We start from the raw sequence: 14908 nt of genomic DNA, 5'->3' as shown, positions 1-14908 counted from the left end.
GTAATTCCTCAAAATACAGAATATCAACAAGCTAAAGCTATCGCTATTTTTCTCGTTATTTATTTTAAAATAGCTAAAAAGAAGCATTGCTATCATCATTCTCACCTGAAATCACAAAAAATAAAACACTTTACATCAGCGTTATTAAGGCGTTCAATATTTTTATTATTAAATTCGCCACACAAGATTCAAGAATATAACAAATGACAGAATTCAGCTTTAAAAAGTGGAATATTATCACCGGTTGGGTGGTTTTTGCAATCGCACTTTTTACTTATAGTTCGACCTTAGAGCCTACCGCAAGTTTTTGGGATGCGGGAGAATACATTGCAACTTCTGCCAATCTGGAAGTAGGACACCCCCCGGGAGCCCCGCTTTACCAGATGTTAGGTGCCTTTTTCTCTACTTTTGCCCCAGACAGTTCAAATATCGCATTAATGGTAAACTTTATGTCTGGCCTTGCCAGTGCCTTTGCGATTCTTTTTATGTTTTGGTCGATCTCAATTCTCGTAAGAAAAATTTCGGGTCCTGCTGAAAGTCTGAGTTTTTCAGGAAAACTTGCTGTTTTGGGAAGTGCAGCAGTTGGATCTTTAGCTTTTACTTTTACAGATAGTTTTTGGTTTAGCGCCGTTGAAGCCGAAGTTTATGCAGCAGCAGCCTGCTTAATGTCTATCATGTTTTATCTAGGACTGCTTTGGGAACGCGATATGTTCGAGTCCCGCGGTAATAAATGGTTAATTTTAATTTCTCTTGTCACAGGGCTCACTTTCGGGATTCACTTTATGGGTCTTCTTACCATCCCAGCCATCGGATTTTTATATTTCTTTAAAAACTATCCTAAAGTTACTATTAAGAATTTTATCATTGCCAATATTGTAGTAGTAGCCGTGCTGCTCTTTATTTTTAAACTATTATTACCTTATACACTTACCTTTTTCTCTGCTTCAGAGGTTTTCTTTACAAACTCCCTGGGAATGCCTTTCAACACCGGTACCATTGTAGCGTTCTTAGCAATGATCGCTATTTTTTACTTCGGAATTAATTGGAGTATTAAAAACAAAAAAACCGAAGTAAACACCCTCCTACACTGTATTCTTTTTATATTAATTGGTTTCTCGTGTTGGATCATGCTGCCCATTAGATCCAATGCCCCCACAGTAATTAATGAAAACAGCCCAGATAACGCCAGAGAATTACTGGCCTATTATAACAGGGAGCAATATGGTGAGACGCACCTTTTCTTCGGCCCGCAATGGTCTGAGATGTATGCTGGCCTAGATGCAGAAAATCCATATAGTGATAAAAAACCGAAGTATGAGAAAAATGAAGAGCTCGGTAAATATATTATTATAAATGACTGGAAGAATACCAAGCAAAACCTGGACGATGCTCACAAAACCTTCCTTCCAAGAATGTGGAGTACAGAGCATGCCGCAAACTATATGGACCTTACCGGTCCGCTTCAATTTACCGTTAAAGAGGAATACCAGGGCGAGGAACGCTTAATGCAGGCTATTTCTCAATTTAAACAACGATACTCGAACGGCGAACTTGACAATTCCGACTATCATAAATTTCTTCAACAATTCAGTGATTACATCAATGTTGAAAAACCTTCTGCGTCTGCTAATTTCTCTTATTTATTGGAATATCAGATTGGTTATATGTACTGGCGTTATTTTATGTGGAATTTCGTAGGACGACAGGATGATATTCAGGGAAAATACACCGACTTACATGGCAACTGGTTGAGCGGAATAAAACCTATAGATGAATGGCATCTAGGGCCACAGGATAATTTACCCGACGATGTAAAAAACAACCCGGCAAGAAACACATATTACTTTTTACCGTTTATTTTAGGTTTTATTGGATTCTTTTTTCATTTAAACAGGGACAAAAAGAATTTTTGGGTGCTATTAGTATTCTTCCTATTTACTGGTATAGCACTAAAAATTTACCTGAACGAGCGTCCTTTTGAACCAAGAGAGCGAGATTATGCACTGGTAGGTTCTTTTTACGTCTTCGCGATATGGATTGGTTTCGGGGTGTACGCGATTTATGACAAATTAAAAGAATACCTATCCCCAAAACTTGCTGCACCAATTGTTATTATAGCATCACTTATTGTCCCGGGAATTATGGCTGCAGAAAACTGGGATGATCACGATCGATCAGATAAATATTCGGCCTTAGCGATGGCTAAAATGTATCTGGACTCGGTAGATGAAAACGGAATTATTTTCACTATTGGAGACAACGACACCTTCGCACTTTGGTATGCACAGCAAATAGAACGATACAGGCTTGATGTTAGAGTTATAAACACCAGCTTATTTGCAACAGATTGGTATATCGACCAGATGAAGCGTAAAGCTTTTGATAGTGATCCTATCCCTTCGCAATTAAAGCATGATTTTTATAGTGGTAAAAACGATATTGTGGTAGGCCGAGAGATCACTCAGGACACCCTAAATATCAAACAATGGATGAATTACATTGAAAGTGACGATCCAAGGACCAAGCTGGAATACTCTAAAGACGAAACTTTCAACACTTACCCATCTAAACATGTAAGAATCCCTGTAGACAAGCAAGCTGTTTTGAAAAACGGAATTGTAGATCCTAGCGAAGCCGATCAAATCGTAGATCATATCGATATCGAAATTGGCTCTAATCTGATCTATAAAAACCGTCTGTTAATGTTAGACATTATTGCCAACAATAACTGGGAGCGTCCAATTTATTTTACCGGTGGCAGCTATGGCGACGATGACTATCTATGGATGAAAGATTATCTTCAATTAGAAGGTGTTGCTTATAAACTTGTTCCTATCAAAACTCCGGTTAATCCAAGAAACCCATTTGATATGGGAAGGCTTAACACCGATAAAATGTACGATATCGTAACCCATTGGGATTGGGGCAACATGGGAGATCCTAATATTTACCATGATCCGGAAACCCGCAAGAATTCGATCACTTACAGGAGCAACCTCGCCCGCCTGGTCGAAAACCTTCTTAATGATAGCGATAAAGAGCGTGCTAAAGAAATTCTTGATCTTGGTATGAAGAATATGCCGGTAGATTATTATGAATATTACACCCTTTTAGAACCCTTTATTGATGGTTACTATAAAGTTGGCGAAGACGAAAAGGCAAGAGAACTTTGGAATAAAGTAGCTGAAAAATATAAGCAAAATCTAGACTGGTATAGCACTTGGGACTTCCAGAGACAGCGCCGTTATGCTGAAGAGATCTTTACAGATGTTGAACGCTACCGCGGACTCATAGATATTCTTGTTAGAAATCAAGATGAAGAGATCGTAAAAGAAAAAGCAGAAGAATTTAATAATTACCTGAAAAAATTTCAGCATTTTTATTCGGAAGAAGAAGGTATTGAACCTGAAGTTTCTCCCGAAGAACAATTACGACAACAACAATTAGAGCAGGAACTTAATCAGGGACAAGCCGCTCAGGATTCAATTGCTATCAATGCTGATCAATAATAATCTAGCCTTAAAACATCGATTTTCGATGTTTTAAGGCTTTTTTTTATGAACCGCTTTATCCTTAAATATCCGTGGATCTTAAAAAAGCTCTACCCTAAAAGACTTTCAAGGGTGGCTGCGGAAAAAACGTTGTTTTTAAGTTTTGATGATGGGCCTATTCCTGAAGTCACCCCATGGGTTCTGGAACAACTGGACAAGTACTCCGCAAAAGCCACTTTTTTCTGTATTGGAGATAATATTCGAAAACATCCCGAAATATTTAAAAAAATAAAAGATAAAGGCCATGCTGTAGGTAACCATACCTTCAATCATTTAAATGGCTGGAAAACTTCCACTTCAGACTATCTGGAAAATTTCAGGAAAACAGAACGGATTATCGAATCTAAGCTCGAGAAAACATTGAGTTCTGAAGAAAAATTATTTAGACCTCCCTACGGAAAAATCAAAAACAAACAAGCAGCCAAAATCACCAAGCTTAACTATAGGATCGTGATGTGGGATGTGATTACGGGTGATTATGATAAAAACTATGATGCGGAAAAATGCCTTAAAAACACCCTGAATTTAATAAGGGCAGGCAGCATTATTGTTTTTCATGACAGCTTGAAAGCAGAAAAGAATTTAAAATATATCCTTCCAAAACTTCTGGAAGAATACTCTCAAAAGGCCTGGAAGTTTAAAACCTTAACTTAAGCGTACTGCTCTATAAGTGCGATTATCGACTCCGCATTCTGTTCTCCACTTTTACGCCAAAGCATCTCCCCGTTTTTATAGATCATAAGCGTTGGTAAACCTTTTACCCGAAGTGCTTCAGCCAATTGCGTATTCTTATCTACATCGATCTTAATCACCTTGGCTTTATCTCCTACAGCCGAAGCTACATCTCTTAAAACAGGATGCATTTTCACTGAAGCCTCATTCCACTCCGTATAAAAATCGATAAGTACCGGTACATTTAAACCTACTAATTCTCCAAATTTTGACATAAAATTGAGCTTTACTCGATATTTGAGGTTTTATACTTCGATTCTTTCGAATTAAAGAAGAGAATAAAATTGTTTAATGAGAAAACATTCTCCTTTTTGCAATCCAAACGCTATAACCAAATATAACAATTAATTACAATTAAGCAGGAGCGCTACCTTTTCGCAATTCTATTACACTAATTTCTGGCCATATCCCTACCCTTCCAGGAAAAGCCAAATACCCAAAACCTCTGTTTACGTTTATATATTTATTGTTCTCTTTATAAATCCCTGCCCAGTTTTTATAACGATATTTCGCTGGACTCCATTTCAAAAAACCGGGGATTTCTATTCCAAATTGCATACCGTGTGTATGACCGCTTAAAGTTAAATGATAAAATTTGTCGTTTTGCTTCACTTTTTCCTGCCAGTGAGAAGGATCATGGCTTAAAAGTATTTTAAAGTCATCAGCAGCAACATTTTTACCGGCTAAATCCAGATCTCCTGCTTTCTTAAAATGACCACCTCCCCAGTTTTCAACACCAACAATGGCGATTTTTTCACCATTTTTCTCTACATAACGATGTTCATTTAGTAACAGGTCCCAGCCCATCTCGGCGTGGGTTGCCTTTAACCGATCAAGATTATTCTCCTTTTCTTCAGCACTATTCCAATTTACATAATCACCATAATCATGATTTCCCAAAATCGAATACACTCCATCTTTAGCTTTCACCGTACTAAAAAGTGATTTCCAGTCTTCCATTTCAGTAGCTTTATTATTCACCAAATCACCGGTAAAAAAGACCACATCGGTCCCTTGCTTATTTAGCAAATCTACTCCATAAGCTACCTTTTCGTGATTATCGAAACTTCCGCTGTGCACATCACTTATCTGCCCTATCCGATATCCGTCAAAAGCACTGGGCAAATCTTCAAAGTATAAGGTATAATTCAATACCCTAAAATCGTACTTTCCTTTAAACATTCCGTACAAAACCGAAACAAAAGGAATGGTCGCCAACCCAAGTGCAATTTGGCTTACAAACTTTCGTCTTCCCGGCGCCTTATATCCCGAATCCGAAACCGCATGGAAAATACCTATAAAAAAACGAACGATATCTTCTCCAAACATGAAGAGAACTATCACAAGCTTGGCCAGCAAAAAAGCCAAAACGATCCCAAAAGCAAATCCTATCGCACTAAAAAATCCACCTCCAGAGCTCTGCCATTGATAAATAAAATTACCAATTACCACCAGGCTAATTACAAAATAAATACCTCCAACCCACCAGGAACGATTAAGGCTTCTAAGCGCCTGGTAAGCGTAAATATCAATAAGCAGATAAAAGGCAATAAACAACAGCCAGCGCATAGATTAGTAATTTATTTAGCGAAGGTACTTTTAATCAAATCTTTAATCGTTATTTTTAGAACTAATTTAACGTAGTAACGCCCGTAAACACTAGGCCAATCATTATAAAATCATAAAATTAACAGGCTTAAAATTGCGAGTTTACGCTTTAAAGTCTACCTTTCCGACAAAATACTCAGCTAAAACCTTATAGCTACGAATCATGAAACGTAGAAATTTTATTAAAAAAGCAGGAATAACGGGGGCTGTGTTAGGAACTACACCTTCAATTTTTGCAAAGAACATTTCGGAAATTTCAAACACGCAAAAATCTTCACTTCCCATTGCCATTGCTACCTGGAATTTTCACGAAGCTACCAAAAGAGCCGGAGCGCTTTTGGATAATGGTACATCAGCTTTAGACGCTGTAGAACAAGGCGTAATGGTTGAAGAAGCCAATTTAAAAAATACCACCGTAGGAAATGGTGGTGCTCCAGATCGTGACGGTAATGTAACGCTAGATGCCTGTATCATGGCGCCTAACGGAAACGCGGGTTCTGTGGTCTATCTTAAACATATAGAACATCCCGTTTCTGTCGCTCGAAAAGTGATGGAAGACACTCCACATGTAATGCTGGCCGGCGAAGGTGCTCTGCAATTCGCCATTCAAAACGGATTTAAAAAACAAAATCTTCTTACTGAAGATTCTGAAAAGGCCTGGAAAGAATGGCTTAAAGAAAAAAAATACAAACCCATTATCAATATCGAAAACCATGATACCATTGGGATGCTTTGTATTGATAAAGACGGAGATATCGCAGGAGCCTGTACAACATCTGGTCTTGCCTATAAAATGAACGGTCGCGTTGGGGATTCCCCAATTATAGGATCTGGATTATATGTAGACAACGAAGTTGGAGCCGCCGCTGCTACCGGAATGGGAGAAGCCATTATGAAAAGTGTTGGCAGCTTTCTGGTGGTAGAACTAATGAGAAACGGAAAATCTCCGCAAGAAGCCTGTAAGGAAGCTATAGAAAGAATTGTAAAAAAGAATGATAATTACAATGATTTCCAGGCCTGTTTTATAGCTATTAATAAAGATGGTAAAGTTGGCGGATATAGTATTCATAAAGGATTCTCTTACGCTAAATACCAAGACGGCGAAAACAAAAATGTACAATGTAAAAGCTACCTGTAACCTACAGGTTCAATAATTTATGAGCACAGCACAAAACACCAATAAATCTTACCGCACCGCATTTCTATTTTTAACCATTCTGTTTTTTTTATGGGGATTTATTACGGTACTTGTAGATTCACTAATCCCAAGATTAAAAGAAGTATTCACCCTTAGTTATTTTCAGGCGGGGATGGTACAGTTTGCCTTTTTTGGGGCATTCTTTGTATTGTCGATTCCTGCAGGATATATATTATCCAAAATCGGCTATAAAAAAGGGATCATTTTAGGCTTAAGCACCATGGCGGCCGGTTGTTTACTGTTCTGGCCCGCAGCTTCCTTCAGAGTTTTCTGGGTATTTATGCTAGGATACTTTGTACTGGCCGGCGGGATTACCATTCTACAGGTAGCCGCCAATCCTTATGTTACCATTTTAGGCCCGGAAAGATCGGCATCAAGCAGGCTTAACCTTTCCCAGGCTTTCAACTCTTTAGGGACTGCTATTGCGCCGGCAATTGGCGCACTATTTATCCTAAGAGACAAAGTAATGAGCACCGCAGAAATTGATGCTTTATCTGAAGCCAAGCAAAAAGCCTATTACATCGCCGAAGCCGGAGCGGTTCAAAAACCGTTTTTGGGGATCGCTATATTTATAGCGGTTATCGCACTGGTTTTTGCATTTGTAAACTTGCCCAAAGTAGGTAATACTGCAGCATCTAACGATTACAGAAAAGTGCTTAAAAACAAAAATCTAATGCTGGGTGCAGTTGGATTGTTCTTTTATGTTGGAGCTGAAGTGGCACTGGGAAGTTATATGGTAAACTATTTCTTAACCCTGGAGCTTTCAGAAATTATAAAATCGACTCCATATTTACGCAATATCGCACAGTGGATCTTAGATACAGGTTTAGAAAATGCGAGCAATATGGCCGTAGTAGGAGTGTTTGTAACATTTTACTGGACCGGTGCCATGATTGGAAGGTTTATAGGCTCTTATCTAACTAAAATTTTCAATCCGGCAGTTGTCTTATGCGCATTTGCTGCTTTTGCTATTTTAATGGTAAATATTTCCAATCTTTCTGTGGGTGTAATCGCGATGTGGACAATCATTGCCGTTGGATTATTCAACTCTATTATGTTCCCAACGATTTTTAGTTTGGCTTTAGATGGTTTGGGCGATGATAAACCGCAAGGATCCGGTGTGTTATGCACCATGATTGTTGGCGGGGCTGTTTTACCTCCTTCTTTTGGCTTCTTAACCGATAGATTTGGCTTTAGTATTGCCTTTGTTTTAGTAATGGTGGCGTATGCCTATATTTTCTTCTACGGATTTATAAACCGAAAAAGACAGGTGGAGATTTAAACCGAATAAGATCAATATTGTATATAAAAACCGTTCATTTTTATGGGCGGTTTTCTTTTTGTGTAACATTATCTTCGTAGTTTTGGGAAGATACACATAAATTTTCCAGAAAATATGGCCGCTCAAAAAAGACTGTTTTTAGTAGATGCTTATGCATTAATCTTCCGAGGATACTATGCCTTCATCAAAAACCCAAGAATTAACTCCAAAGGTTTTGATACTTCTGCAATCATGGGCTTTATGAATTCACTTTTCGATGTGATTCGAAGAGAAAAGCCAGATCATTTAGCGGTTTGTTTTGATAAAGAAGGTAGCGAAGTGAGAACAGAACTTTTCTCGGACTACAAAGCCAATAGAGATGCTACACCAGAGCCGATAATGCAGGGAATTCCATATATCCAAAGCATTCTAAAAGCTATGCATATTCCGGTTGTGGAATTGCCGGGCTGTGAAGCTGATGATATTATTGGAACTCTTGCAAAACAGGCTGAAAAAGAAAACTACCAGGTGTATATGGTCACACCCGATAAGGATTTTGCGCAATTGGTTTCTGAAAATATCTTTATGTACCGCCCAGCCAGAATGGGTAACGGAATAGAAATTTGGGGAATTCCTGAAGTGCAGAAAAAATTTGAAGTAGAGCGACCAGAACAGGTCATCGACTTTTTAGGAATGATGGGGGATGCCGTAGACAACATTCCAGGCTTACCCGGTGTTGGAGAAAAAACCGCTAAAAAATTCCTGAAACAATTTGGCTCTATGGAAGAACTTTTGGCTAATACCGATCAGCTAAAAGGAAAAATGAGAGAGAAAGTTGAAACCAATGCCGAGCAGGGGATACTTTCTAAAAAACTAGCTAGGATAATTATCGATTGTGATGTGAAATTCCATGCGGAAGATTATGAACTATCGATGCCAGACTCTGAAAAAGTACAGGAACTTTTTGACGAACTTGAGTTTAGACGTTTAAAAGATCAATTTATAAAACTATTTAACGGGGAAGAAGACAATCAAACCCAGGTAAGCAATTCTCCCTCTGCTAAGAAAAACGAGCAGACGGCTGGGGCGGGCCAATTTTCATTATTCGGGGGTGACTCTTCAGAAAAAATTGAAAGTACCAATAGCAGAAAAACCTTAAAAGATACGCCACACGTTTATCAAAAAGTAGACACTGGTTTAGGCTTACGTCTGTTCATTCAGAAATTAATGAAACAAAAATCGGTTTGTTTTGATACCGAAACAACCAGTTTAAATCCGCTTGAGGCACAATTGGTTGGGATCGCATTCTCCTGGGAAGGCGGTAAAGGCTATTATCTTCCGTTTGAAGATAATATAGAAAAGACACAGCAACTTATCGAATTGCTTAGACCATTTTTTGAATCACCCGAAATTGAAAAAATAGGTCAGAATTTAAAATATGACATCAAGGTTTTAGATAAATACGGAATTAAAGTGGAAGGACCAACCTTCGACACCATGATTGCGCACTATCTTATAAATCCCGATATGCGCCATAATATGGATATTTTGGCTGAAACCTATCTTAATTATACTCCGCAGCCAATTTCCGAATTAATTGGCAAAAAAGGTAAAAATCAAAAAAGCATGCGCGATGTGCCTTTAGCCGAACAAACCGAATATGCGGCAGAAGATGCCGATATTACCTTTCAGCTTAAAGAATTTTTCGAAAAAGAGTTGGACGAGGCCAAAACACGCAAGCTTTTTAATGAAATTGAAATGCCATTGGTTGAAGTCTTAGCCGATATGGAAATCGAAGGCATTAATCTGGATCTGGATTTCCTGAAAAAATTATCTGAAGCTTTAGATCGTGATATTAAAGAATTAGAAGCTAAAATTTATGAAGCAGCCGGTGAGGAATTTAAAATTAGCTCCCCTAAGCAATTAGGAATTATTCTTTTTGAAAAGCTGGCTTTGGTAAAAAAACCAAAAAAGACCAAAACCGGACAGTATTCTACCAGCGAAGATGTACTTTCTTATCTGGCGCCCGAGCATGAAATTGTTCAGCATGTTTTAGATTACCGCGGTCTTGTAAAGCTTCAAAATACGTATGTAGACGCATTACCGGGGCAGGTAGAAAAATCCAGCGGTCGTGTTCATACCGATTATGTACAAACCATTGCAGCAACAGGAAGGTTGAGCTCCAACAACCCAAACCTGCAAAACATTCCTATACGTACCGAACGTGGAAGACAGGTAAGAAAAGCTTTTATCCCAAGAAGTGACGATTATGTATTGCTAGCTGCCGATTACTCTCAAATCGAATTGCGTATTATCGCTGCATTAAGCGAGGAAGAAACGATGATCAAAGCGTTTAAAGACGGCGAAGACATTCATGCCTCGACTGCCTCTCAGGTTTTTAATGTTCCATTAGAAGAAGTAACACGTGAACAACGTAGTAATGCAAAAACAGTAAATTTCGGGATCATCTATGGAGTATCCGCTTTTGGCTTAAGTAATCAAACAAGTTTAAGCAGATCTGAATCTAAAGAATTGATCGATACTTACTACAAAACCTACCCTAAACTTAGCAATTACATTGCAGATCAGGTCGCCTACGCCAGAGAACATGGATATGTATCCACTATTTTAGGCAGAAGGCGATATCTAAAAGATATTAATTCGCAAAACGCTGTAGTTAGAGGTGCTGCTGAACGTAATGCCGTAAATGCACCGATCCAGGGAAGTGCGGCAGATATTATTAAAATCGCGATGATTAATATTCATAAAAAACTGGGAGAAGAAAAACTACAAACAAAAATGCTTCTTCAGGTTCATGATGAACTGGTCTTTGATGTCTACAAACCTGAATTAGATCAGGTAAAAAAACTCATCAAATCAGAAATGGAAAATGCATATCAGCTTAATGTACCCTTAGATGTAGATTTAGGGGTTGGACAGGATTGGTTGGAAGCGCATTGATAAAAAGGAAGCCTCGTTTGCTTTACCCTACATTGCATATGAGGCTTCCAGACTAACACTAAAATTATATTTTTTTGAAACATGGTATTTAATCCAATTTCAAAAAGCAAATATAGAAATGAAAATAGAAATTAAGAGTTATTTAACAGTGAATAAATCCTTTCATCTGTAAATAATTGCATTTAATCTGCATTTCGGGTTTTAAAAAGAATTGAGATAATTGAAAGACTTATTTATAGCCCACAAAAATGTTGTAGATCTACACCATTCCTATTATTTAAAACTTATATATTTGACTATCAAAATCTTTCCATCCAATTTTTAATAAAAATGCTGTTTGCTATATAAATTTATAATTGTACATTTGCACCCCTGAATTTCCCTTGCTACGACTTTGGGATCAGGAATGGAATGTTTAATTATTAAGTAAATTTATTTAGTGTGGACACATTAAGCTACAAAACAGTATCAGCCAACAAGGCGACAGTAACCAAAGAGTGGGTACTTGTAGATGCTGAAGGACAGACTTTAGGCCGCCTATCTTCTAAGGTTGCAAAAATCCTTAGAGGTAAGTACAAGCCAGACTTCACCCCACACGTTGATTGTGGAGACAACGTAATTGTTATCAACGCAGAAAAAATCAACTTAACTGGAAAGAAATGGGATGCTAAAGAATACATCCGTCATACAGGTTATCCAGGTGGACAAAGAAGTTTAACTGCTTCAGAATTATTTACAAAAGCGCCAGAGCGTCTCGTTGAAAAAGCAGTAAAGGGAATGCTTCCTAAAAACAAATTAGGATCAGCTCTTTTCCGTAATTTAAAGGTTTATGCAGGATCAGAACATGGTCAAGAAGCTCAAAAACCTAAAACTATTAACTTAAACGATCTTAAGTAATGGAAGTTATTCACAAAATTGGCCGTAGAAAAACGGCTGTTGCACGTGTATATGTTTCAGAAGGAAAAGGAAACATCACTGTAAACAAAAAAGATCTTAACGATTACTTTACAACAAGTACATTACAGTATAAAGTAAATCAGCCTTTCAATCTTACCGAAACTGCAGGAACTTTTGATGTAAAAATCAACGTGTACGGTGGAGGAATCACAGGACAGGCAGAAGCTATTCGTCTTGCGTTATCAAGAGCTATGGTAGAGCTTAACGAGGAGAACAAATCTACGCTTAAACCAGAAGGATTACTTACAAGAGATCCAAGAATGGTTGAACGTAAGAAATTTGGTCAGAAGAAAGCTCGTAAGAAATTCCAGTTCTCTAAACGTTAATATGTATTGGGTATTTACCCGATTAAGTTCATTTAAATTAAAAATTTTGTTGTTATCTCGATCTTGGTTATCGAGAGTTAGTTTAGCATCTAAACAATTAGGGCCATACTTAACAAGTAGCCACCTAATTGTTGCTATCTCAACAGAAAGTAAACTATTACAAAAATGGCAAATAAAGTAGAAGTTAAAGAATTACTTGATGCAGGTGTACACTTTGGACACCTTACCAGAAGATGGAATCCAAACATGGCTCCTTATATTTATATGGAGCGTAATGGTATTCACATCATCAACCTATATAAAAGTGCTGCTAAAATGCAAGAGGCTGGTGAAGCCCTTAAAAAAATAGCAGCCAGCGGCAGAAAAATACTTTTCGTTGCTACCAAAAAACAAGCAAAAGAAATCGTAGCTGAGCAAGCTGAAAAAGCAAATATGCCTTACATCACTGAAAGATGGCCAGGTGGTATGCTTACCAACTTTGTTACTATCCGTAAAGCTGTTAAGAAAATGGCTTCTATCGATAGAATGAAAAAAGACGGTACTTTTAATACTCTTTCTAAGAAAGAACGTCTTCAGGTAGATCGTTTAAGAGCTAAGTTAGATAAAAACTTAGGATCTATTGCAGATATGACCAGACTTCCAGGGGCATTATTTGTAGTAGATATCACTCGTGAACACATTGCTATAAAAGAAGCTCAAAAATTAAACATTCCAATTTTTGCTATGGTAGACACGAATTCAGATCCTCGTGAAGTGGACTATGTAATTCCTGCCAATGATGATGCTTCAAAATCCATCAATAAAGTAGTATCTTATGTATCAGAATCTATCGTAGAAGGTTTATCTGATAGAAAATCTAACAAAGATTCTAAAAAAGAGGATAAAGAAAGCAAAAGCGAAAAAGCTCCAAAAATGCCAAAAGCAGAAGGAGAAGTTCCATCTAAAGATGCATCAGACAAAAAAGCCATGAAAGAGGCTAAGAAAGATGTTAAATTAGAGTCTAAACAGGAAACTTTAGAGAAAGCGACCTCTTCTAACGAAGAAGAATAAAATATAACATTTTGGTAAACTCTATAAGTCGTTTAGTTTATTTCTTTACAAAATAACTAAACGACTTATAATATCAAGAACCTCAAGGGAAACCAGCGAGGTATGAGTCTGAAAACTTTTTGTACAATTTCGAGGCTAGCCTCGGGGAATTAAACCCTCCATGAGGGATTAAAAACTAAAACAACTATGGCAAAGATAACCGCCGCTGAAGTAAATAAATTGAGAAAAGCTACGGGAGCAGGAATGATGGACTGTAAAAAAGCTCTTGTAGAAGTTGATGGTGATTTTGATAAAGCAATTGAAGTTCTTCGTAAAAAAGGACAGAAAGTAGCCGCCAAAAGAGCAGATAGAGAATCTTCTGAAGGTGCTGCTATCGCTAAAGTAAATGCAGATGCTACTAAAGGTGCTGTTATTTCTTTAAACTGTGAAACAGATTTCGTAGCTAAAAACGATGACTTCGTAAAACTAGCTAATGATTTTGCAGACCTAGCGCTTCAGGTTTCTACTAAAGAAGAATTATTAGCTGCAGATTATAACGGTATCTCCGTTCAGGATAAATTAACTGAACAAACAGGTGTTATCGGTGAAAAAATCGAGATCGGATCTTTCAAAACTTTAGAAGCTCCTTTCGTAGGTTCTTATATTCATGCTGGTAATAAAATTGCTGTTTTAACAGGTCTTTCTAAAAACGTAGCCGGAGCAGAAGACGCTGCAAAAGATGTTTCTATGCAAGCTGCTGCCATGAACCCGGTAGCCCTTAACGAAGAAGGTGTTGATCAAACAACTATCGAGAAAGAAATCGAGATCGCAAAAGATCAATTAAGAGCTGAAGGTAAACCTGAAGACATGTTAGATAACATCGCTAAAGGTAAAATTAAGCGTTACTTTAAAGATAACACATTGGTAAACCAGGCGTTTATTAAAGATAACAAGCAAACTGTTGCAGAATATGTAAAATCTGTAGATGCAGATCTTACTGTTGTTGCTTTTGAAAGAGTTGCTTTAGGAGAATAATTTCTTCAGAAAAATATATTGATAAAAACCGCTTCAGTTGAAGCGGTTTTTTTATTTTACTCGATAAGCGAGCATTACATGCTCCAATTTTTCCCTATAACGAGATTGGTATAGGTAACTACAATAAAAATCATTTTCTAACAAAATAGCTGTCTAAAAAATATCCAAAACATCCTTAAACAATTCCGATAGCTATCGGAACAACCTGGCAAAAATTGACTTTTTAGATAGTGATAGTCTCTCTTTAATT

General features: G+C 37.5%; 11 protein-coding genes. 9 read left to right on the top strand and 2 right to left on the bottom strand.

Going from position 1 to position 14908, the window contains the following annotated elements:
* Positions 1-203: 203 nt before the first annotated feature.
* Positions 204-3509 (top strand): glycosyltransferase family 117 protein, encoded by a 3306-nt coding sequence (locus tag ZPR_RS02500; protein ID WP_013070034.1) that lies wholly within the window; start codon positions 204-206, stop codon positions 3507-3509.
* 48 nt (positions 3510-3557) lie between these two features.
* Complete coding sequence (locus ZPR_RS02495; protein ID WP_013070033.1) at positions 3558-4205, top strand: polysaccharide deacetylase family protein; 648 nt, start codon at positions 3558-3560, stop codon at positions 4203-4205.
* On the opposite strand, the gene ZPR_RS02490 is transcribed toward ZPR_RS02495, so the two are convergent.
* Together ZPR_RS02490 and ZPR_RS02485 are read right to left on the bottom strand one after the other, a co-directional pair.
* Positions 4202-4498 carry a thioredoxin family protein gene (locus ZPR_RS02490; RefSeq protein ID WP_013070032.1) on the bottom strand — a complete coding sequence of 99 codons (297 nt, stop codon included), beginning with the start codon at positions 4496-4498 and terminating at the stop codon, positions 4202-4204. The two genes, ZPR_RS02495 and ZPR_RS02490, sit on opposite strands and share 4 nt — an antisense overlap.
* A 139-nt stretch (positions 4499-4637) precedes the next feature.
* Entirely contained in the window at positions 4638-5852 is a 1215-nt protein-coding gene (locus tag ZPR_RS02485; protein WP_013070031.1) for a metallophosphoesterase, read from the bottom strand.
* A gap of 202 nt (positions 5853-6054) precedes the next feature.
* Between ZPR_RS02485 and ZPR_RS02480 the strand changes: the two genes are divergently transcribed.
* The 7 genes from ZPR_RS02480 to tsf all read left to right on the top strand — a co-directional run bounded on the left by ZPR_RS02480 (position 6055) and on the right by tsf (position 14658).
* Positions 6055-7029 carry an isoaspartyl peptidase/L-asparaginase family protein gene (locus tag ZPR_RS02480; RefSeq protein ID WP_013070030.1) on the top strand — a complete coding sequence of 325 codons (975 nt, stop codon included), beginning with the start codon at positions 6055-6057 and terminating at the stop codon, positions 7027-7029.
* A gap of 19 nt (positions 7030-7048) precedes the next feature.
* Positions 7049-8371: a sugar MFS transporter gene (locus ZPR_RS02475; RefSeq protein ID WP_013070029.1), complete on the top strand. Its 1323-nt coding sequence runs from the start codon at positions 7049-7051 to the stop codon at positions 8369-8371.
* Positions 8372-8485: 114 nt separating this feature from the next.
* The gene (gene polA / locus ZPR_RS02470) at positions 8486-11311 is read left to right on the top strand and encodes a DNA polymerase I (RefSeq protein WP_013070028.1); all 2826 of its coding nucleotides are present in this window, start codon (positions 8486-8488) and stop codon (positions 11309-11311) included.
* 441 nt (positions 11312-11752) lie between these two features.
* Entirely contained in the window at positions 11753-12208 is a 456-nt protein-coding gene (gene rplM, locus ZPR_RS02465) for a 50S ribosomal protein L13 (protein WP_013070027.1), read from the top strand.
* Positions 12208-12594: a 30S ribosomal protein S9 gene (rpsI, locus tag ZPR_RS02460; protein ID WP_013070026.1), complete on the top strand. Its 387-nt coding sequence runs from the start codon at positions 12208-12210 to the stop codon at positions 12592-12594. The genes rplM and rpsI overlap by 1 nt, the downstream gene beginning before the upstream one ends.
* A gap of 165 nt (positions 12595-12759) precedes the next feature.
* A complete protein-coding gene (rpsB, locus tag ZPR_RS02455; protein ID WP_013070025.1) occupies positions 12760-13644 on the top strand; it encodes a 30S ribosomal protein S2 in 885 nt (294 codons plus the stop codon).
* A gap of 186 nt (positions 13645-13830) precedes the next feature.
* Positions 13831-14658: a translation elongation factor Ts gene (gene tsf, locus ZPR_RS02450; protein ID WP_013070024.1), complete on the top strand. Its 828-nt coding sequence runs from the start codon at positions 13831-13833 to the stop codon at positions 14656-14658.
* Positions 14659-14908 lie beyond the last annotated feature (250 nt).

Origin of the sequence: Zunongwangia profunda SM-A87, from assembly GCF_000023465.1 — a bacterium.
GTDB classification, from domain to species: Bacteria; Bacteroidota; Bacteroidia; order Flavobacteriales; family Flavobacteriaceae; genus Zunongwangia; species Zunongwangia profunda.
Note: the sequence above shows the minus strand (reverse complement) of the source record. Positions and strands in the feature narration are given on the sequence as shown.